A 21860-nucleotide genomic window follows, 5' to 3' on the forward strand; every position below is an offset into this window, starting at 1 on the left:
AGTGAGGAGGAGCAGACCATGGCATTATTAGAAGCAAAGAATGTAGATTATTTTTATCAAGACGGTGATCAGCGACGATTTATCTTGAAAGACACGACGGTTTCCTTTGAAAAAGGCCGTTTTTATACTATATTGGGTCAATCCGGCTCAGGCAAAACCACATTGCTCTCATTATTAAGTGCGTTGGATTCACCGAAGGCTGGAGAAATTCTCTATAATGGTGAAAATATCCAGAAAATCGGCTACGAAAAATATCGCCGAGATGATATTAGCATTATTTTTCAAAGTTACAATTTGATTCCGTATCTGTCTGCGGCTGAAAATGTCCAGGTGCCAATGGCTATCACAGACAATAAATTGCCAGACGATAAAAAAGCAGTGGCTTACAATTTACTGGACTATATCGGGATTACCCGCGACAAAGCGGATCGTTTAGTTAACCAACTTTCTGGGGGAGAACAGCAGCGTGTCGCCATTGCCCGGGCATTAGCAACCAATGTCGACATTATTATGGCCGATGAGCCCACAGGAAATCTGGATGAGGAGATGGAACAAGAGATTGTCGACATCTTTAAAGAATTGGCTCACAAACACGGAAAATGCGTGATTGTTGTGACCCACGCCAATGAGATCGCCCAACAAGCAGATGACGTGTTGTATTTACGTAAAGGTGTGTTGAAAACTCATGAGTGATTTTTTATCCAACTTTTCAAAAGAAAACTATGACGGAAAAAAGAAACTGGCGTCTTCAAAGGTACCAGAAGCGGACTTGGATGAGGATCTTGAGAAAGAATCTACAACTGATGCCAGCCCATCAAAAGCAGAAGAAGTGGAGAAGGGACTTTCTCGGAGCCAACGGATGAATCGCAGCTTTGATCCTGCCTTTGATCAACGTTTGGCAAGTCCTACTTCTGAAACTGAGGAGCGCTTGTCTGAAGAGACCACTGAATCTGAAAGTGGTGGCCGGTTTCCGGCAGAGGAAACCGAATTTGATCCAACCTATAAAAAAAGACGAATCCGCAAGATTGCCCTTCTTAGTGGAGCTGCAATTGCGGTTTTCGCGGGTCTGTTCTTTCTCTATTATTTATTGACTCATGTGTTGGTGCCAGACTTCTCAGGAAAGGCTGTTGCTGAGGCCCGCAGTTGGGGAAGTGAGGCAGGTGTGAAGGTGGAAACCAAGCAGGTCTATGACTTCAAAGCTGCAATAAACGAAGTCATCAGCCAATCAGCCAAAGCTGGCGAAAAGCTGAAAAAAGGAACCGAGATGACAGTAACTGTCAGCATGGGGCCTGATCCAGAAGAAATCATTCCGCTACCAGATTTTGCTAATCTGACTGTAGATCAAGCGACTGCTTGGATAGAAGAGAAAAAGGCTGAAAACGTGACGATCATTCGAGAATTTGACAAACAGATTACAGATGGTGGATTTATCAAAATGGAGGCCGCCTCAAAGGACCAGGATCTGGAAAAGTATAAACGTCAAGATCGTTTGAATGTCTATTACTCCAAAGGAAAAGAAGTCTTTGAAAAAAATATCACAGTTACAGATTTTACCAATAAACCTTTGTCAGAAGTCAGTGACTGGGCAAAAACCAATGGTGTCAAATTAACTACCGAAAAGGTTTTTTCTGAAACGATTGCCGCTGACAATGTGGTTTCCCAGGAGACAGCCAAAGGGACAAAAATTGCTAAAAACGATACCCTCAAGCTGAAAGTGTCTAAAGGGAAACCTATTCGCATTCCGGATTACTCCCAGTACACGATTGAGCAAGCTCAGTCATTAGAAGGTGGCATATCGGCTGTGATTAAGAGCGTTTATTCGGATTCTGTAGGGTATGGCCGCTTTATCAGCCAGTCGGTTGAAGCCGGAAAAGAATTTGCTGAAGAAGACAAGCTGCCATCAGTTGAAGTGATTTATTCTCAAGGACGTCCATATATCAAAGATCTACGGGGACAAACGACAGAAGGTGATCTACCTAAGCTGTTTTTTGATGAGTTTCAAGCAAAAGGTGCTGATATCACTTACTCCGTTTATTACGTCGATTCCGCGGAACCAAAAGGCACAGTGATCGAGATGTCCAAGTATGGCGAGTTTCTACCCTTGACCGCAACCATTAGCATTGGAATCAGTTTAGGAAACAAACAAGCCGAAATCCCGCCGGTAAGTGATCCCAGTCTACCCACTGAAGATTCTGATACGACAGCGACTACTGAAACGCAGCAACCCGCTGATAATCAGGAAACGTCAGCCGTAAAGAACAACAACGTTACTTTAGAAGCTAACAATAGCGGGAGTAAAGGCTAACCTTTTTGTTAATGACTTTCTGAGTGTAAGAGTTTTATTTAAATTTACCTGAATGCTAGTGACAGTATTCTGTGATGTCTTGGGTTTGTGTGTTGCCCGGTTAATCATGGTCTGTCCTAGTGTTCAGGTGTTTTTACTATTGTGCAAAAATACCACTACCAGTATTTTCGGTAGCGTTTTATAAAGCATCGACGAGAATGTCTGTTAGTTTTGGAATTCAGCTGGCTAAAATGTGAAAACAACGTGACTTTTTTTGCATTAAGCTTTACTACTCGGTGATTCTTGCGTTATTCTTAATAAATGAATGGAGGGATCGCTGCGATGGACTTGATCAAAACGCATCCACTTGCGGTTTACCTTATATTAGTCAATACCGGGTTGTTCTGTTTGATGGGATTGGATAAATTAAAGGCCAAAATGGACAGTTGGCGCATCTCTGAAAAGACGCTGCTGCTGCTGGGATTAGCTGGCGGGGGAATCGGCGGTCTCATGGGTCAACAGCTCTTTCATCATAAGACTAGGAAAAAGTATTTTACAGTCTGTTTCGCAATTGGGGGAATACTTTCAGTTGCGGTCTTGCTGTGGTACTATCTACGCTAAGACTCGATTTATAGTTTACTAAAAAGATCCTGCAAGTAAATTTCTTCTGCTGTTAGACCAGAATTTGGGAGTGTGACAATGAAAAATCGTTCAGGACTCAAGATTGTGATGAATATCCTCTTTGTTTTCGTGATATTCGGTATCTTGGGCTTTGTTATCAAAAATTCACTGGGAGATATCTTGGTACAACTTTCGCAGACGCCACTTTTGGTTTTGTTGGGTGTGATTCTTTGTGGGAGCTTGTATATCCTCGTTGAAGGTGAAAATTTGAAGGTGATGGCTGGGACCTTTGAGAAGCGCTTTACAACCGGTGATGGTGCTTTAGCCATGTGCTATGCTGCGTTTTATCGTTTGGTGACTTTTGGTGCGGGAACGCTGATTGCAGAAGTGAATTTTTATCACCGCAAAGGATTGCGAATTTCTCAAAGCGTGGGTGTAACCGCCTTGCATATGATCATGTATAAGGTCGCGCTTTTAAGTTGGGCGGTCATCAGTCTGATCATGCAATTTGTTTTCTTTCACTCGGAAAAACCAAAGATTATTTGGCTGGTCTTGTTTGCTATGGTGGTAACTTTTGTGATTATCGCTGTCCTTTTAGCACTTACCTTGAGCTTGAATCTACAGATCTGGTCTGTGAAATTGGCAAACAAGCTTTTCAAAAGTACAAAGATTCGCGATATGGTAGATAAGGTCAATATTCAGGTCTATTCCCTTCGCGAAGCTGTTGACAGCATCTTGCAAGTTCGCCCGCTGATTTATCGCATTTATTTTCTGAATATGTTGAAAGTCATGTTCTGGTTTGTGATTCCTGCCATTGTTTTGATGGGGGATCATCCCCAGTTAAACTTTTTCTTGTCTTTTGGGTTGACTAGTTTTGCTGTTATTTTGGCAGGATCAATTCCAACACCGGCTGGGATTGGTTCTTTTGAATTTGTATATTTGCTACTGTTCAGTCCAATTGTGGGGACTGTCGATGCAGCCAGCTCTATGCTTTTGTACCGCTTTGCTAGTTATGTTTGGCCATTTTTAATCGGGTTTGTCTATTTCCTGGTGGATAAAAGGCGCGCCATTCATTCCGAAATCAAAGATATCAAAGAAGATACAGCAAAGTAGTTGTGGAAAAATTGAAATAAGTTACAGATAACAGCCTGGGTAAATCTCAGGCTGTTATTTACATTGTACTCAATGCTGAGACTAACCTAATAATTTGAAAATTCGCTGAATGGCTGAATTTTTTTAGATTTTTCGAGAAAATTCGAGTGTTTCGTTTGACCAATTTTGACCAATGGATTATACTATTAAATGTAGATGAGATTATCTACTGCAAAAGGACAGATAACGCTCGGAACTATGGTAGTTCAGGGCTTTTTGGTGAGTTTGCGGTCTCTTTGACCATCATTGATAAAAAGAGTGCCGTAACGTCACCACCTCAGCTCATGAAAGGGAGGAAACCACTTTGAATATTGAAAAAATGACAACAACATTGCAAGAGGCAATCGCTGAAGCCCAACAAGTAGCAGTGACTAGACACCATCAAGAAATTGATATCTTACATTTATGGAAGATTTTTTTACAGCCAAATCATTTCGGACGTAACTTTTATACGGATGCTGGTTTGGATGTCGAGGCTTTTGAAAGAGAGGTCGATCGCGGATTAGACGAATATCCCGTAATTGAAGGGGGCAGCGTTCAATACGGTCAATCGATGAGCCAGAATCTTTTTCATCTGTTGCAAGAAGCAGACGGACTGCGGCAAACGTTTGGCGATGAGTTTTTATCGACGGAGATTGTACTGTTGGCGTTGATGAAGCTGAAAAATTTTTCTTTGACCAAGTACTTGGTCAAAAATGGCTTAACTGAAAAAGAACTCAAAAAGAATATTGAAGAGATGCGGGGAGGCGATAAAGTGACCTCAAAAAATCAAGAAGAGCAATACCAAGCACTGGAAAAATATGGTGTGGATTTGGTCCAACAGGTGAAAAACGGTAAAATGGATCCAATCATTGGTCGAGACGAAGAAATTCGAGATGTCATTCGGATTCTCAGCCGTAAAACAAAAAATAATCCGGTGCTTATCGGTGAACCCGGTGTTGGTAAAACAGCGATAGTTGAAGGATTGGCCCAACGGATTGTCCGCAAAGATGTACCAGAAAATTTGAAAGACAAGACGATTTTTTCTTTGGACATGGGGGCGCTGATTGCAGGGGCTAAATTCCGTGGCGAATTTGAAGAACGGCTGAAGGCTGTTTTACAGGAAGTCAAAAAGTCGGATGGCCGAATCATCCTGTTCATTGATGAAATCCACAATATTGTAGGTGCTGGTAAAACAGAAGGTTCCATGGATGCCGGGAATCTTTTGAAACCAATGTTGGCTCGGGGGGAACTGCATACCATTGGGGCTACCACCTTAGACGAATATCGACAATATATGGAAAAAGATAAAGCTTTGGAGCGGCGTTTCCAAAAGGTCTTGGTGAAAGAGCCAACTGTGGAAGATACGGTCTCTATTTTACGGGGACTAAAAGAACGCTTCGAGATTCATCACGGGGTTAATATCCATGACAATGCACTGGTGGCAGCAGCTACTCTATCGGATCGTTACATTACTGACCGCTTTTTGCCAGACAAAGCCATCGATTTAGTGGACGAAGCCTGCGCGACGATTCGTGTGGAAATGAACTCTATGCCTACGGAGTTGGATCAGGTGACCCGTCGTTTGATGCAATTGGAAATTGAAGAAGCAGCTTTGAAGAAAGAAACCGATGATGCTTCTAAAAAACGCTTGGAAAACCTGCAAGAAGAACTGGCAGAGCTGCGTGAAGAAGCCAATGCGATGAAAATGCAATGGGAAACGGAAAAAGAAGAAGTTAATGCCGTGTCCAATAAACGAGCGGAAATCGATCGTGCCCGGCATGAATTAGAAGATGCAGAAAACAACTATGATCTTGAACGAGCCGCTGTTTTGCGTCATGGCACCATTCCTCAACTGGAAAAAGAACTGAAGGAATTGGAAAATAAAGCGAAAAACGATGATCTCAAAATGGTACAAGAGTCAGTAACTGAAAACGAGATTGCTGTCGTTGTGGGACGTTTGACCGGTATTCCGGTGACGAAGTTGGTCGAAGGCGAGCGAGAAAAGCTCATGAAGCTCAACGAAACACTTCATAAACGAGTGATTGGCCAAAATGAAGCAGTTGATGCAGTCAGTGATGCGGTCATTCGCGCTCGTGCCGGCTTACAAGATCCCAATCGCCCACTAGGGTCCTTCTTATTTTTAGGACCAACCGGGGTCGGGAAGACCGAATTGGCAAAAGCATTGGCTGAAAACTTATTTGATTCGGAAGACCACATGGTTAGAATTGACATGAGCGAATATATGGAAAAACATTCGGTGAGCCGCTTGGTGGGGGCACCTCCAGGATATGTAGGTTATGACGAAGGGGGACAGCTGACTGAAGCAGTTCGCCGCAATCCCTACACCATTGTTTTATTAGACGAGATTGAAAAAGCTCACCCGGATGTCTTCAATATTTTGTTGCAAGTATTGGATGATGGCCGCTTGACAGACTCCAAAGGACGAGTGGTAGATTTCAAAAATACAGTCTTAATCATGACTTCCAATATTGGCTCCCAACTGCTTTTAGAAGGAGTGACAGCCGAAGGAAGCATTCCGGAAGCTGTCCAAGAACAAGTGATGAGCTTGCTGCGGGGCCATTTCAAACCGGAATTTTTGAATCGGATTGACGATACCATCTTGTTTACGCCACTGTCATTAGAAGATGTGAAAGGGATCGTTGACAAGATTATCGCCCAACTTTCCAAACGGTTAGAAGATCAGGAAATTTATCTGGATATCGAAGACAGTGCGCGGACCTGGATTGCTGAGCAGTCTTACGAACCAGCCTATGGGGCACGTCCGCTTCGCCGTTTTATCACTCGGGAAGTAGAAACACCACTGGCAAAAGAAATCGTATCTGGCCGAGTGCTGCCGAAAACCAAAGTGACAATCACGCTTTTAGACGATCAGCTAGTCTTTCAAAATGAAATGGCAGAAGCTGAAGAAGCCTAATGAAAGAGAAGGGTGACAATCGTCTTGGCACCTTCCTATGAAGTGAACATTACTAAACATGAACCACAAACAAAAGAGAAGCAGCTTCTGTTAAAACTCAGAAGCTGCTTCTCTTTTAAGATCCGAAATTAATTTATGACCCACAATTTTTTTAATTTCAAGAAAGGTACACTGGCTAGAGAAGTACGCGCAAAAACGACATTGTAACCACACCAATTGGTTACGTGGAACAAAGGAATTTTTCGTTTGTCACAAAATACAGCACAATCCTTTTTGGGTGAGTACCTTTACTTGTCGTTTTTTTTGATTCTTTTTATACTTAAGGAAATAAGCGCAAATGCAGAGGTTATGGAAGAAGCAGGTACCTCGCATACTTTTTTAAAGGAGTGGAATAGATGGAAATCACCAATGAACGTATCCCTTCACGAAAGTTGCTGATCCTAACCTTGGAACTTTCGGAAGCTCAACTGGGGCAAGCAACTGGAGATAGTTTTCAGCGGCTGATCACAGCTGCCGAAGACTTACAGCTAGTGATTAGTGGTTGGCCGTATGTCGGCTATCAAAAGGTGTCACTTGAAGGCCAGATTGACACTAAACCGTTAGTCGTTGAATTTGGTCTTCCGGTGGAGCAACTGCCGATGTCGGAAGGACTACCAGAAGGAATTACCTCGAGACAGACGGAAGCCATTCAAGCGGCTGTGACAGAATATGCGGGAGATGATTCTGAGATGGAACTGGTTTATCGCTTAATGATTGACGCTATCAGAGAAGAAAACCATCAGTTTCTCCATAAGAGCTATGAATACTATTTGGAAGACCAGCAAGGCCAGCCTCTGACACGAATCGAAATGCCCTATCTCTAGAGTAAAATAGTGCCCTTGTCTGGAGTCAACTAGCAAGGGATGCCGTGACAACTGTCTAGCCAACCTCCAGTGAAGTGAACACTGCCAAACATGAGTCGCAAAAGCCAAGCCATTTCCATTAAAAACAGTGGAGGTGACTTGGCTTTTCATTGTTAAAAACTTCAATCGCTGACTTCTCATTATATTATACGTAAGATCAGGTTTATTCTACGGAATCAGATACAAAAATTGTCGCAAGCAGTGCTGGCAGATATTTTCTTATTTATAGGATAAAATCTTCGCCAAATACCACTTAAAAATGAGCTGCGGCACAACCTTTTGTTCTCAGAAATAATCACTGAAGTAGGCTTCGGTGTCTGGAATGATTTGTTCTAACGTGCGCAGCGTTTGTTTATCAGTTACTAAGCGCTCAATTCGTGATAGATAGGCAGCCCGGCGGTAGTTCATCAATAAGCAGCTCAAGGTCTGGATATCCAAAGTGACCGCTTTACCCAAAGGTTCGCGAGTGACTTTTGCCTGCTGGTCAGCTTCTGACCAACTCAATGAGAAAATCCCGTTATTCCACTCAGCTACTGGATCAGTCACCTCGAAGTGAAAAGGTTCAGAGAAAGCTGAAAACGGAAATTGTCGCAGAAACTGTTCGACATCCACGATTCGGGCCATGTAGTAAGGCTCAATCGTTTCTTTTATCTGACTGTCTTCCAAGAGAAAAGCCAGAGGTTCGTTTTTGTAAATATCACCTTTTACCCAGTAAATCATGGAAAAGTGAGCCGAAATAAAGTTCCAAAGGCCGTTGCGGGCTTCTTGATCCAGATAAAACATCTCTTTGATGTGAAAGACTTCTTCAGCTACCCAGTAAAACAAGACACCACGAGGTTCACCCTGGGCATTGTAATAGACAGCTGCTGTACGTTCTTCTTCATTTTCATAGCGCCAGTATTCCTCCCAGTGGAAACTGCTGCGGGTCAAAGCACCGTGATTCATCAGCGAGAATTGATCATATACAAGGTAGACATCGGGATCGTCTACTTGCTTGCGCTCAACAACGCCACCAACTTCCACTTGTTTTGGCAGCTGGGTGTCACGAATTTTGAAACTCAGTTTATCACTCATAATCTCCCAGCCTTTACGGCGATAGTAGGGGATGTTATAAGGATACAAGTAGCTGATCCATTGGCCATCTTCACGCATGTTTGTCAGGGCCAGTCGAATCAATTCTTGCATCAGTCCGTGACCAGCATATTCCGGATAGGTGCCAACTCCGGTTACGCCGCCCATTTTATAAGGCGTGCCGTGAATATTGACTTCGCAAGGGTAAATAGCGATTTGACTAATCAGCTGATCTTTATGAAACCACCCATAAACTTTTGATAAATCCAAAATAGGCTTTTTCGATTTAATCATTTCTTTTTTACTGTCATAACCACTTTCTTCGATGTCAGATTCTGTTATTTGAAAAACATAAGCCAGCAATTCATTGAACTGATCCAAGTGTTCAGGCCCTACTGGACGGATTTCCATGTCTTGGCGTAAATCAGATTCCATACTTTCAACTCCATTTTCATTGTTAGCCCTATTATACCAGAACTGCATCAAACCGACAGTTGCAAGAAAAGCGGAGAAACCCAGGGTCTATCCTAGGCGAGCCACAGGCGGAAAAGTCTTTAAATTCGATGGATTCGTTGGTATAATGAGAAGGCTGAACATAAGGCGCACCAGTTAATTCACTTTTGGCTGGGGACCTGTTGAATGAAATGAAATGAGGAATCAAGTTGAACATACAAGACATGCAGAATCGGCAAGAACGGATTCGTAATTTTTCCATTATTGCCCATATCGATCACGGAAAGTCTACATTGGCAGACCGAATCTTAGAACAAACCCATACCGTGACCAAGCGGGAAATGCAAGATCAACTGTTGGATTCTATGGATCTGGAACGTGAACGAGGAATCACTATCAAGCTAAATGCTATTGAGCTGAATTATACCGCTAAAGACGGTGAAACCTATATTTTTCACTTAATCGACACACCGGGACATGTGGATTTTACTTATGAAGTCTCCCGCAGTCTGGCAGCCTGTGAAGGGGCGGTGTTGGTGGTAGATGCGGCCCAAGGGATTGAAGCCCAGACACTTGCCAATGTTTATTTAGCCTTGGACAATGATTTGGAGATTCTACCAGTCATTAACAAGATCGATCTGCCGGCTGCCGATCCTGAGCGAGTCCGCAAAGAAATCGAAGACGTCATCGGAATTGATGCATCAGAAGCTGTGTTAGCCAGTGCCAAAGCGGGTATTGGTATTGAAGATATTCTGGAACAGATTGTAGAATACGTGCCGGCACCGACTGGAGATGTGACGGCGCCTTTGAAGGCACTGATCTTTGACTCTGTTTATGACAGCTATCGCGGGGTGGTGCTCAACATTCGGGTAATGGATGGTGTGGTACGACCTGGGGATAAAATTCAATTGATGAGTAATGGCAAAACTTTTGAAGTAACAGAAGTCGGCGTGTTTTCGCCAAAAGCTATTCAACGGGATTATCTGATGGTGGGAGATGTCGGGTATTTGACCGCCTCTATCAAAACCGTTGCCGATACTCGCGTCGGGGACACGGTAACCTTGGCAGAAAACCCAGCGACAGAAGCGCTTCCAGGTTATCGTAAAATGAATCCAATGGTCTTTTGTGGACTGTATCCTATCGAGACCTCCCGCTACAACGATCTGCGAGAAGCGCTGGAAAAACTAGAGTTGAACGATTCGGCGCTGCAATTTGAACCGGAAACCTCCCAAGCGTTGGGCTTTGGCTTCCGTTGTGGCTTCTTGGGTCTGCTCCATATGGATGTCGTGCAAGAGCGGTTGGAACGCGAATTTAATCTGGAACTAATCACCACCGCGCCTTCGGTTATTTACCATGTTAATAAGACAGACGGTTCAACGATAGTCGTTGATAATCCGGCAGACTTCCCGGACCCAGTTTCAATCCAAGACGTAGAAGAGCCTTACGTGAAAGCACAAATCATGGTTCCCAATGACTATGTAGGTGCTGTAATGGAGCTTTCTCAACGAAAACGCGGCGAATTTGTAACGATGGATTACCTGGATGAGTATCGGGTCAACGTCGTTTACGAGATTCCGTTGTCTGAAATCGTGTTCGACTTTTTTGACAAATTAAAATCCTCCACTAAAGGATATGCCTCTCTTGATTATGAAATGTCCGGTTATCGGGCAAGTAAACTCGTGAAGATGGATATCTTATTAAATGGTGAAACAGTCGATGCCTTAAGCTTTATTGTTCACCGCGATTTTGCCTATGAACGAGGCAAAGCCATCGTTGAAAAACTGAAACAACTCATCCCGCGTCAACAATTTGAAGTGCCCATCCAAGCTGCCATCGGACAAAAAATCGTTGCCCGCTCTGATATCAAAGCGCTGCGTAAAAATGTCCTAGCCAAATGTTACGGCGGTGACGTTTCCCGTAAACGCAAACTTTTGGAAAAACAAAAAGAAGGCAAAAAGCGTATGAAGCAGATTGGCTCAGTGGAAGTACCGCAAGAAGCCTTCATGGCTGTTTTGAAAATGGATGAGGATGAACCTAAGAAGAAATAAGGGTTTGTCTGAAAAAAAGTGAAATAACAAGGCTGTTTTCAAGAAGACTTCCGCCCAATCTCCCCTGGAAAAATACATTTTTACTATGGTCCGCAACCCCACATTCATCATGGGATTGCGGATCTTTTTTGGTTTTGCAGATTTTTTTAGGAATGAAAAGAAAGACAGTTTTTAATACTGATTATCAGGCAGTCTTCAGCTTATCACTGAATCACTCTTATAATTACTCGCAAATTCTATCTTTTTCTGGTAAAGAGGGTTAGGTGTTCCGGCTTAAGCTATTTTTTCGTGAACCAGAATAGTGGTGTACTATCTGAAAATTCAATTGGATAGAAAGCTGATTTTGACAATTGCTTAATTCAGGGCAAAGTAAGAAACCGAGCCCGGTTTTCAAGATTAAAAAGGCATCAGAAAGTCACAACAGGTTTTCAGGGATAATGAATCAGCTTTTTAAAAGAAGTATTGTTGGGAATAAAAAATGCAAATAGCTCATGACTCTCAAGTATTGATGCAGCATATAAAGATAGTGTAAAGAAACGAATCAAAGTTTCACACTATCTTTATATGCTTTTTTGTATAGTTGCAATGTAAAGGAAGTCGAATGATTTCATAGCGAGCAATGAAAAAAGGAGTGAAATAGAGTGATAGTTTTTTTGGGCATCATTGGTTTTCTGTTGATGATCTATCTTTTCTGGTTTTTATTTAAGGGGGAAGAATTATGAGTAGCGTTGTTTATCAAGGGATTTTTTTTCTGTTTATCCTATTGTTATTAGCGGTGCCATTAGGTTGGTATATAAAAGAAATTATGCAGGGAAGAGTACCTAAAGGAGTTGGCTTTTTACGACCTTTGGAGCACCTATTTTACAAAGTGATTGGACCGGCTAGTAAAAAGGAAATGTCAGCCAAGCGTTATCTCTTTACACTGTTACTATTGAGCTTTTGTTCCATCCTGTTGCTCATGTTACTACTGATGACGCAACATTTTTTACCGGGAGGTGCCACTGTAGAAAATCTTTCCGTGTCATTGGCGATAAATACAGCAGTAAGTTTTGTAACCAATACAAACTGGCAAGCTTTTGCAGGGGAAACGACCTTGTCCAATCTGTCGCAAATGTTTGGACTGACTGTTCAAAATTTTGTATCGGCAGGCATTGGTCTTTCTGTGCTAATAGCACTTCTTCGTGGCCTTTCTCAAGTTAAAAAGAAAGGGTTAGGAAATTTCTGGCAAGATTTGACCCGCAGCTTGGTCTATATTCTGTTGCCATTATCCTTTATTCTAGCATTTATACTCATCTCACAAGGCGTCGTGCAAACTTTTCAATCTGGTATCTCTTATCAGGGATTGGAGGGAAAAGAAGCATGGCTATCTCTAGGACCAGTAGCCAGCCAAGTAGCAATTAAACAGCTTGGAACAAATGGTGGTGGTTTCTTTGGTGCCAACTCTGCGTATCCATTTGAGAATCCAACTCTCTTATCCAACTTTTTGGAAAACATTGCGATTCTTTTGATTCCGGCAGCTCTAATTTTTACCTTTGGCTTTTGGATGAAAGATTGGAAACAAGGGCGAACAATCTTAACTGTTTCACTGGTCTTTTTATCGTTAGCATTTCTTGGAGTAGCATTTAGTGAATTTATTGGAGTAAATGGTGCGCAACTATTAGGCGAAATGAATTTTGAAGGAAAAGAAGTGCGATTTGGTATTGGCTGGTCAAGTTTATGGGCAGTCGCGACTACCGCGGCTTCGAATGGCTCTGTGAATTCAGTATTAGATAGTTTTACCCCTCTTGGCGGAGCCGTGCCCATGTTTTTAATGCAACTGGGTGAGATTATTTTTGGAGGAGTGGGAAGTGGCCTTTACGGCATGCTGGCCTTTCTCATGTTGGCTGTTTTTATTGCAGGGTTATTAGTTGGACGTACACCGGAATATCTTGGAAAAAAGATTGAAGCTTTTGATATCAAAATGGCCAGCTTGGTTATCTTAACCCCTTTAATGCTTACACTTTTTGGTGCTATGGCACTGGTTTTGCATCCAGATATTATGAGTTGGTTGACTAACCGTGGCCCCCATGCCTTTAGTGAACTATTATATGGCGCTACATCCCTAGCAAATAATAACGGAAGTGCTTTTGGCGGACTATTGGCAAATACACCATTTTTAAATGGTTTAGGCAGTCTACTTATGGTTATCTCGAGATATTTACCAATAATAGCAATTCTATTTCTAGCCGAAAATATGGGAGCTAAGAAAAAAGCGGCCTTGGGTTCGGGAACATTATCAACAGTTAGTCCAACTTTTGTATCAATGTTAATGATTGTGATTTTGGTAATTGGCGCATTAAGCTTTTTGCCTTCATTGGCATTAGGTCCAATTGCAGAATTTTTTACACAGAGGTAGAGGAGAAGAAAAATGATGAAAAACGTTTATCAGTGGGCTATAGGGCAATCCTTTAAAAAGATGGATCCCCGTCAACAAATTAGAAATCCAGTCATGTTTGTTGTCTATTTAGGAGCGATTGCGACTACGTTATTATGTTTTTATCCGATGCATGTCCCACTCTGGTTTAGTATCTCTATAACAATTTTTTTATGGCTGACCTTACTCTTTGCAAATTTTGCAGAAGCAGTAGCAGAAGGTCGTGGAAAAGCACAAGCGGATAGTCTAAAACAGGCAAAAAAAGAGGTCATGACATACAAAATCAATCATCTTGATGATATTAAAAGCGAACACTTTATCGAACTACGATCGTCGGATTTGAAGCGGGATGATCTCGTTTACGTGAGAGCCGGAGAACAAATCCCTGCCGACGGTGATGTAATTGAAGGGGCAGCTTCAGTTGACGAAAGTGCTATAACAGGTGAATCGGCCCCTGTTATTAGGGAATCTGGTGGCGACCGCAGTGCTGTGACAGGTGGGACAACCGTTGTTTCGGACTATCTTGTCATTCGTGTCACTTCGGAGAATGGTGAATCATTTTTAGACAAAATGATTGCTATGGTGGAAGGAACACAACGAAAAAAGACGCCGAATGAAGTTGGTTTACAGATTTTTTTGATTACATTGACGATTATTTTTTTGACGGTCGCTATTACTCTGATTCCTTTTACTGACTTTAGCAGTCAATTATCAGGAAAAGGAGAAGCACTTTCTATGATTATTGTTATTGCCTTGCTAATTTGTTTAGCACCTACAACAATTGGCGCATTGATTTCTTCCATCGGAATTGCTGGTATGAGTCGTTTGACAAAAGAGAATGTCATCGCCATGAGTGGACGTGCGATTGAAGCAGCAGGGGACGTAGATGTCCTTTTGCTAGATAAAACCGGCACAATTACTTTAGGAAATCGGCGAGCAAGTGAATTTTTACCAGTTAATGGGGTAAGTGAAGAACAGCTTGCAGATGTGGCACAGCTCTCCTCTTTAGCCGATGAAACGGCAGAAGGTCGTAGTATCGTAATCTTAGCGAAGGAACGATTTAATATACGGGAACGAGAATTTCGAACGTCCGAGGTGAAATTTATCGACTTTAGCGCGAAAACGCGAATGAGTGGCATTGATTATCGTGGCGATGAGATTCGAAAAGGCGCTGCCGATACGATGAAACAGTATGTGCAATCAAAAGGTGAGCTATACCCGCCTAAATGTGATGAAATTGTTGATAGGGTAGCGCGGGCAGGGGGCACACCTTTAGTAGTTGTCAAAAATTATCGAGTTATGGGTGTTGTTTATTTAAAAGATATTGTAAAAAATGGTGTGAAAGAAAAGTTCTCGGATATGCGTAAAATGGGAATCAAAACTATCATGATTACTGGAGATAATCCCTTGACGGCAGCGGCCATTGCTGCAGAAGCGGGTGTTGATGATTTTTTAGCTGAAGCGACACCGGAAAATAAAATGGATTTGATTCGCGAGTATCAAGAAAAGGGGCATCTGGTAGCCATGACAGGCGACGGGACAAACGACGCCCCAGCCCTAGCTCAAGCCGATGTAGCGATGGCAATGAATACGGGAACACAAGCAGCAAAAGAAGCCGGGAACATGATTGACTTAGATTCAAGTCCAACGAAACTGCTGCAGGTCGTACAAATTGGCAAACAACTTTTAATGACACGAGGTGCACTTACAACATTCAGTATTGCAAATGACATTGCAAAGTATTTTGCTGTTATTCCCGTATTGTTTTATAGTATTTATCCTCAACTAGATCAATTGAACATCATGAGATTGGGGAGCCCATTGACGGCTATTTTAGCTGCAGTAATTTATAATGCAGTGATTATTGTGGCACTAATCCCACTAGCACTAAGAGGGGTAAAATATCAAGAGAAGCCTGCCAGTCAAATTTTGCGGCATAATCTATTGGTCTACGGACTTGGTGGTGTCATCGCACCTTTTATCTTCATTAAACTCATCGACATCGTTTTGTCAGTAATTATTCTATAAGAAGGAGTAACTTTCATGAAAAAGATTCTTTTTATCAGCTTGAGATTTTTACTTTTGAGCTTGCTTGTATTTGGTGGTGTGTATACCTTAGCAGTTACAGGTATAGGTCAATTATTTTTTTCAGAACAGGCTAATGGAAGTAAGATAACCATAGACAGTCAGGTCGTTGGTTCAAAATTGATTGGACAATCGTTTCAACAAGACAAGTATTTTTCGGGACGTGATACCCAGGTAAGACAGTTGTCGCCAGTTTCAATAGAGCAAGCGAGACTTGTTCAAAAACGCGGGATAAATGAATTAGAAAAGAACCCAACTCAAAAAAAAGTTCCAGTTGATTTAGTCACAGCTTCAGCTAGTGGTGTAGATCCCGACATTAGTTTAGAAGCAGCCAGGTTTCAAATAGATCGTATTGCTAAAAAACGAGGTTTATCTAAAGAGAAAATTCAGGGTCTTCTTGATAAATATCGTCAAAAAGATTGGTTTTCTAATCGATATTTCGTGAATGTTTTGCAGTTAAACCTTGCATTAGATAAACTGAGAACATAATGGGTAGTTCTCTGGCTCGTGATTAAAAAGGGCCAGGGAATTCTTCTCTAGTTTCAATAGGGGGTTAGTAAATGTCGAATCAAGCACAAGTGGGGGATGGAAGTCGAGGGCGATTACGAGTCTTCTTTGGTTTTGCAGCCGGTGTTGGGAAAACCTATGGGATGCTGGCAGAAGCTCATGAACTATTAGAGATGGGAAAAAATGTGATGGTGGGCTATATTGAGCCTCATGAACGGCCAGATACTAATCGCTTGTTAAAAGGATTGCCACAAATTTTACCAAAAAAAATCGCCTATAAACAATTGATTTTACTCGAACCGGATATTGACGAGATCATCGCACGAAAGCCGGAAATCGTGCTGATTGATGAATTGGCACATACAAATGCGGAAGGCTCTCGAAATCGTAAACGTTATCAAGATGTTGATGAGCTCTTAAATGCAGGAATTGACGTCTTCACCACTATTAATGTGCAACATTTGGAAAGTCTGAATGATATTGTGTCAGAAGTAACCGGGATTGAAGTCAAAGAAACGGTACCAGATACTTTTTTACAGCAAGCGACGATAAAAGTCATTGATGTAGAACCTGAAGAACTGATTGAACGGTTGAATCAAGGGAAGATTTACGCAAATGAAAATGCCCGTCGTGCCCTGGAAAACTTTTTCATTCCAAAAAAATTAGATCAATTAAGAGGTCTTGCTATTCAGCGGGCCTCCGACCATATTAACCGAATAAGCAGCAAGACGAGTGGCATTCAAAGTAAACTTTTGACAGTCGTCAATGATGCTTTTCCTAAGATGACGGAAAAGTGTATTCGTTGGACAGCGCGATTGGCACAAGGCTTAGGCGCCGAGTGGACGGTTATTCAGATACGTGCATCTGAGGAGCATACCTCTACGAATATTTCGTTAGCAGATAAGCTGGGGGCAGAAGTAATTAGTATTGAAGAAGATGATAGTTTTGAGACCATTGTAGAATTTGCTAAAATGACCGGTGTGACAGATATTATTATGGGAAAAAATTTACGACAGCCTTGGTATGAAAAAATTTTTTCTGAAGATTTTGATGATCGTCTACTAAGACGTCTAACGGATACAGAAATTCACTTGATTCCCTTTAGTGAAGAAAAGTCGCCCTTTTTATTGAATGTGCGAAAGGTGATTGAGGGTGGTGGAAAGGATTTAGGCATTGCACTAGGCAGCGTCCTTTTAGCCACTGTTGTGACGGAATTGATGCAGTATCTCCATGTTGGCGATCAGAATTTGATGCTTGTTTATATATTTTTCATCCTACTAGTCGCACGAACCACCTCCGGCTACTTTTGGAGTGCGTTATCTTCCATTTTGAGCGTGCTCTCTTTTAACTGGTTTTTTGTCGAACCATTATATTCGTTAACGGTTTATAAGCAAGGGTATCCTATTACACTGTTAATTATGCTGATTGTGGCACTAATGATCAGTAATTTGATGGTTCGTTTGAAAAAGCAAGCAGAAAATTCAATGGAAAAAGAACATCAGATGGAGATTCTCTATGAACTGAACAAACAGTACGTTTTAGCCGAAAGCCGCGAACAAATATTTGATATTTCAGCAACCTATTTGTCTAGATTGCTGGAACGTGAAATTATACTCTTTGATTCTCAAGCGAACGTTGAGAGTGTACATTTTCTGGCTGGAAAAAAATCCATTCTAAATAACCCGGATGAAGCAGCTGTTGCTTTTTGGTCTGCTAAAAATCAGAGAGAAGCAGGAAATGGAACGGATACTTTAATTGGTGCAAAAGGGTTTTATTTACCAATCGTCGCAAGTGGTAAAACTTTCGCTGTGTTAGGTGTAGAAAGAAGAAGTGGTCTTGAACTAGAAAATAATCAGCTGAATTACTTAAGATTGGTCTTGACGCAAATCGCTGTAATTTTGGAACAAACAGAATTAAAAAATGAAAAAGAGCGAGTAGAGTTGGAAAATGAGCGGGAAAAAGTACGAAGTAACCTTTTGCGAGCTGTCTCCCATGATTTAAGAACCCCTCTTACCGTTATTTCCGGAATTGCAGAGACATTAGGTGTAGGAACGGATTTAAAAGAAGCCACTCGACAAAAACTATTGCGTGACATTCAGGAAGAATCACAATGGCTCATTCGTATGGTAGAAAATTTACTATCAATTACCCGCATCAATATGGATACAATGAAGGTTACGAAAACAATGGAACCTGTAGAGGAGATTGTGGAAGCCGTTTATAAACATCTGAAAAAAGTTTATCCTAACGAACAAGTGATTGTTCATTTGCCTCAGGATGTCATTTTTATACAAGCGGATCCTATTTTAATCGAGCAAGCGCTTTTTAATTTAGTGGAGAATGCTTTTAGACACGGAGAGCAAAAGCATCCTGTTCGGCTGTCGGTAGCCCAAGAGAGAGAACAAACTATCTTTGAAATTGAAAATGATGGAGAAATTCCCTTGGAACAATTTCAAAAGATTCAGTCAAATTTAATCAATACAAATGAAGTGCCGGTGGATTCAAAAAATGGACTGGGCATTGGTTTAAGCATTGTAAAAACCATTGTTCACGCGCACAATGGTAAAATGGAAATGATCGTTCATGGGGGAAAAACAGTTGTTAGAATTTATTTGAAATGAGGAGAATTACTATGAAGCCAGCCATTTTACTGATTGAAGATGATTCCAATATCACAGACTTTATGGAAGTGGTTTTAGGCCAAGAAAACTATCACTTAGCGGTTGCTGGTACAGGGATGGAAGCATTGACGGTAATGCAAACCACTTCAATTGATTTAATTCTACTGGATCTGGGTCTCCCGGATATCGATGGGATTGACTTGCTAAAAATTATCCGTAAACGAATGCAATTACCTATTATCGTTATTTCGGCCCGAAATAACGAAGTAGAGAAAGTAAATGCTTTGGATTTGGGAGCCGACGATTATGTAACGAAACCTTTTGGAACTAATGAATTGCTTGCGCGGATTCGGACCGCATTGCGCCATCAAAGCGGCTCCAGTGATAGTGAAACAATTATCGAAAATAAAGAATTGATGATTGATTTTTCTAAGCAATTGGTCTATAAAGCTGGAAACGAAATCCATTTGACCAAAAATGAATATCGAATTTTGGCACGGATGTTCCGTGAATTAGGCAAAATTGTAACCTATCAAACACTGATGACAGAAGTTTGGGGTCCCTATAGTACCGATACGCAGACATTACGAGTAAATATGTCAAACATCCGTAAAAAGATAGAGACCGATACATTAAATCCAGAATATGTCATAACTGAAATCGGTGTTGGTTACAGATTACGTGATTATAAAAAAGATGAGAGCCACTCCACAAACTTATAGTAAAAACCGCCCAAGAACCAAAATTCTTCAGGGCGGTTTTTACCATTGTAATTGGTTTCTCTCTCTAAGGATGCGATTTAAATCTGATAATGGAGATGGAGATGAAAAGACTGAGAACTGCGCCAATAAGCATTGTCCATTTTAAGCCCACCGCCATCGAAACAGGAGCCGTCATAACAATAATCATGATAGTTATCATAATTGACGCAAAAATTTGTCTTAACGTATTGTTCAACGCAGTCGCTTGGCTTATTTGACTTGCAGGGATATCGCTAAATGCTTCTGTAAGAGAAGGTGAAAAAACGAATCCAATTCCCAAAAGGATAATTGTATACACGATAGAAAGCATCCCTAATGTTATTTCTAAACCAGGGATAAAAAATAGTGCAAAGGAAACAAACATCAAGAGACTACCAAAGAAAATAAGTTTTTTTGGTCCATGATTATCATACATTTTTCCGACAGCAATCGAAGAAAATGCATTAAGGATGGCTCCTGGTAACAAGATAAGCCCAGTTGTTAAGCTAGTCGCTGCTAGTCTGACTTGCGCATAAATTGAAAATATTTGTCCCAAACCCACTAAGATAATGTATGCAAAAATACTGATGACAGTCATTCTTAAAAAGGAGGACTGTTGCAATATTCGAATATCTAAAAGTGGCTTTTTCATATGCAGCTGTCTGTAGATAAAGCTTCCTCCGATGAGCAGTCCAATGACTAGCATCGCGATTCCTACTGAAAGATGAGTCGTAGTAATTGTTATGCTTAACATAATCAGAGTAACAGCTAGAAAGGATTCAATTACCGATATAAGGTCAATTTTGACGGGTTTCGTATTGGAATAGTTGGGGAATCTCCAAAGACTAATAAAAAAGATAATGATAATAATGGGTAAAATACTAATAAACAGATAACGCCAGTCAAAATTAGTTACGATAAATCCTGCAATTGTAGGACCCACCGCAGGACCAAAGGCAATAACAAATGTCGAAAGACCCATTACAGTTCCTCGAATAGCTGGGGGATAGATCGTCATCATTGTTGTCATCTGAAAGGTCATTAGAAATCCCCCGGAAGCGGCTTGAAGCAATCTACCTAGTAGGAGCATCCAAAAATTAGTAGAAAGTGCGGCAATTCCCGTTCCAAGGGCGAAAATAATAAGTAGCGATAAGAAAATTTTCCGGCTGCTGTATTTTTCATAAAGATTGGATGTTAGTGGTGTAATGATACCAATCATTAACGTGTAGCCGGTGGTCAACCATTGCACAGTAGTTAATGGTTCATGCATTACATTTCCAATTAAAGGAAGTGCTGTGACCATCATGGTTTGACTCATCATACTAATGAAAGTAGTCAGCAGAACGATTATGGTAATCAATAGTCTATTTGTTACGTGTTCTTGATTATGTGCTGTATTATTCATTTTCCTCACCTATTTCTAACTACTTATCGGCATTAAAGGCCTCATATACTAGCTTTAATTGTTCGGTAAATAGTTGTTGATTTATTTCTGGGTGACTTGCAAAAAAAGCCTGCCACCACTGTTCCATTTCACTGCCAATTGTCTTTGCATACTGGATTCCTTTACTTGTTAGATCAATATAGTATGCCCGTGATTCATCATTACTTGTCCGAACAATCAAGCCTTCTTTCTCTAAAAATTTTAGATCTCTCGTCAAAAGGCTGGGGTCAATTGCCATACGACGGGCAATATCTTTTTGAATTTGATGGGGATTTCTTAAGGCAAACATGAGGATATCAGTTTGGGTGGCCCCTAAGTTACTTTGATTATGTTGCGTGTTCCATTCCTTTTTTGTTTGACGATAAATGGCTGCCAAATATCTACTCAAATTTATTTCGTTCATCTGTTCACCTCGTAAAGTTATTAAATGGACATGTCCATTAGTGGATATGTCCATTTAATAACTTTGCTTGTTTTTTGTCAATTTTTTGAATTCATTGGCATAATTCTAGTACAAAAGCTGATAGCTGCTGTTAGGATATTTCTTCAGACCATTTCGTTAAAGATGGGATAAATCATCAGCATAAGAAAAATTTACTTTT

At 41.2% G+C, this 21860-nt stretch carries 15 protein-coding genes; 12 read left to right on the top strand and 3 right to left on the bottom strand.

The window, feature by feature from the left end:
* Nucleotides 1-18: 18 nt before the first annotated feature.
* The 6 genes from ACOMA8_RS06105 (at nt 19) to ACOMA8_RS06130 (ending at nt 7837) form a co-directional block, all read left to right on the top strand.
* Nucleotides 19-693: an ABC transporter ATP-binding protein gene (locus ACOMA8_RS06105; RefSeq protein ID WP_161900702.1), complete on the top strand. Its 675-nt coding sequence runs from the start codon at nt 19-21 to the stop codon at nt 691-693.
* Complete coding sequence (locus tag ACOMA8_RS06110; RefSeq protein WP_421369345.1) at nt 686-2305, top strand: PASTA domain-containing protein; 1620 nt, start codon at nt 686-688, stop codon at nt 2303-2305. Before ACOMA8_RS06105 ends, ACOMA8_RS06110 begins: the two co-directional genes overlap by 8 nt.
* Nucleotides 2306-2626: 321 nt before the next feature.
* The gene (locus ACOMA8_RS06115; RefSeq protein ID WP_161900700.1) at nt 2627-2905 is read left to right on the top strand and encodes a DUF1294 domain-containing protein; all 279 of its coding nucleotides are present in this window, start codon (nt 2627-2629) and stop codon (nt 2903-2905) included.
* A gap of 78 nt (nt 2906-2983) precedes the next feature.
* Nucleotides 2984-4018 (top strand): lysylphosphatidylglycerol synthase transmembrane domain-containing protein, encoded by a 1035-nt coding sequence (locus ACOMA8_RS06120; RefSeq protein ID WP_421369348.1) that lies wholly within the window; start codon nt 2984-2986, stop codon nt 4016-4018.
* A 343-nt stretch (nt 4019-4361) separates the two neighbouring features.
* Entirely contained in the window at nt 4362-6974 is a 2613-nt protein-coding gene (gene clpB, locus ACOMA8_RS06125) for an ATP-dependent chaperone ClpB (RefSeq protein WP_421369350.1), read from the top strand.
* 395 nt (nt 6975-7369) lie between these two features.
* On the top strand, nt 7370-7837 hold the full coding sequence (locus tag ACOMA8_RS06130) for a hypothetical protein (protein ID WP_421369352.1): 468 nt from the start codon (nt 7370-7372) through the stop codon (nt 7835-7837).
* A 324-nt stretch (nt 7838-8161) separates the two neighbouring features.
* On the opposite strand, the gene ACOMA8_RS06135 is transcribed toward ACOMA8_RS06130, so the two are convergent.
* Complete coding sequence (locus ACOMA8_RS06135; protein WP_421369354.1) at nt 8162-9382, bottom strand: GNAT family N-acetyltransferase; 1221 nt, start codon at nt 9380-9382, stop codon at nt 8162-8164.
* 242 nt (nt 9383-9624) lie between these two features.
* On the opposite strand from ACOMA8_RS06135, the gene lepA reads away from it, so the two are divergent.
* From lepA to ACOMA8_RS06165, 6 genes are all read left to right on the top strand, one after another.
* Nucleotides 9625-11448: a translation elongation factor 4 gene (lepA, locus tag ACOMA8_RS06140; RefSeq protein ID WP_272927995.1), complete on the top strand. Its 1824-nt coding sequence runs from the start codon at nt 9625-9627 to the stop codon at nt 11446-11448.
* 718 nt (nt 11449-12166) lie between these two features.
* A complete protein-coding gene (gene kdpA, locus ACOMA8_RS06145; RefSeq protein ID WP_421369356.1) occupies nt 12167-13843 on the top strand; it encodes a potassium-transporting ATPase subunit KdpA in 1677 nt (558 codons plus the stop codon).
* Between the two features lie 15 nt (nt 13844-13858).
* Complete coding sequence (gene kdpB, locus ACOMA8_RS06150; RefSeq protein WP_421369519.1) at nt 13859-15889, top strand: potassium-transporting ATPase subunit KdpB; 2031 nt, start codon at nt 13859-13861, stop codon at nt 15887-15889.
* Nucleotides 15890-15904: 15 nt separating this feature from the next.
* Nucleotides 15905-16435, top strand: a complete 531-nt coding sequence (locus tag ACOMA8_RS06155) for a potassium-transporting ATPase subunit C (RefSeq protein ID WP_421369358.1) — start codon at nt 15905-15907, stop codon at nt 16433-16435.
* 71 nt (nt 16436-16506) lie between these two features.
* The gene (locus ACOMA8_RS06160) at nt 16507-19074 is read left to right on the top strand and encodes a DUF4118 domain-containing protein (protein ID WP_421369360.1); all 2568 of its coding nucleotides are present in this window, start codon (nt 16507-16509) and stop codon (nt 19072-19074) included.
* 11 nt (nt 19075-19085) lie between these two features.
* Complete coding sequence (locus ACOMA8_RS06165; RefSeq protein ID WP_421369362.1) at nt 19086-19796, top strand: response regulator; 711 nt, start codon at nt 19086-19088, stop codon at nt 19794-19796.
* A gap of 64 nt (nt 19797-19860) precedes the next feature.
* On the opposite strand, the gene ACOMA8_RS06170 is transcribed toward ACOMA8_RS06165, so the two are convergent.
* Nucleotides 19861-21219: an MFS transporter gene (locus ACOMA8_RS06170; RefSeq protein WP_421369364.1), complete on the bottom strand. Its 1359-nt coding sequence runs from the start codon at nt 21217-21219 to the stop codon at nt 19861-19863.
* Nucleotides 21220-21238: 19 nt separating this feature from the next.
* Nucleotides 21239-21661 (bottom strand): MarR family winged helix-turn-helix transcriptional regulator, encoded by a 423-nt coding sequence (locus tag ACOMA8_RS06175; protein WP_161900689.1) that lies wholly within the window; start codon nt 21659-21661, stop codon nt 21239-21241.
* Between the last annotated feature and the right edge of the window lie 199 nt (nt 21662-21860).

The organism is Enterococcus infantis, from assembly GCF_049166715.1.
GTDB classification, from domain to species: domain Bacteria; phylum Bacillota; class Bacilli; order Lactobacillales; family Enterococcaceae; genus Enterococcus_C; species Enterococcus_C leclercqii.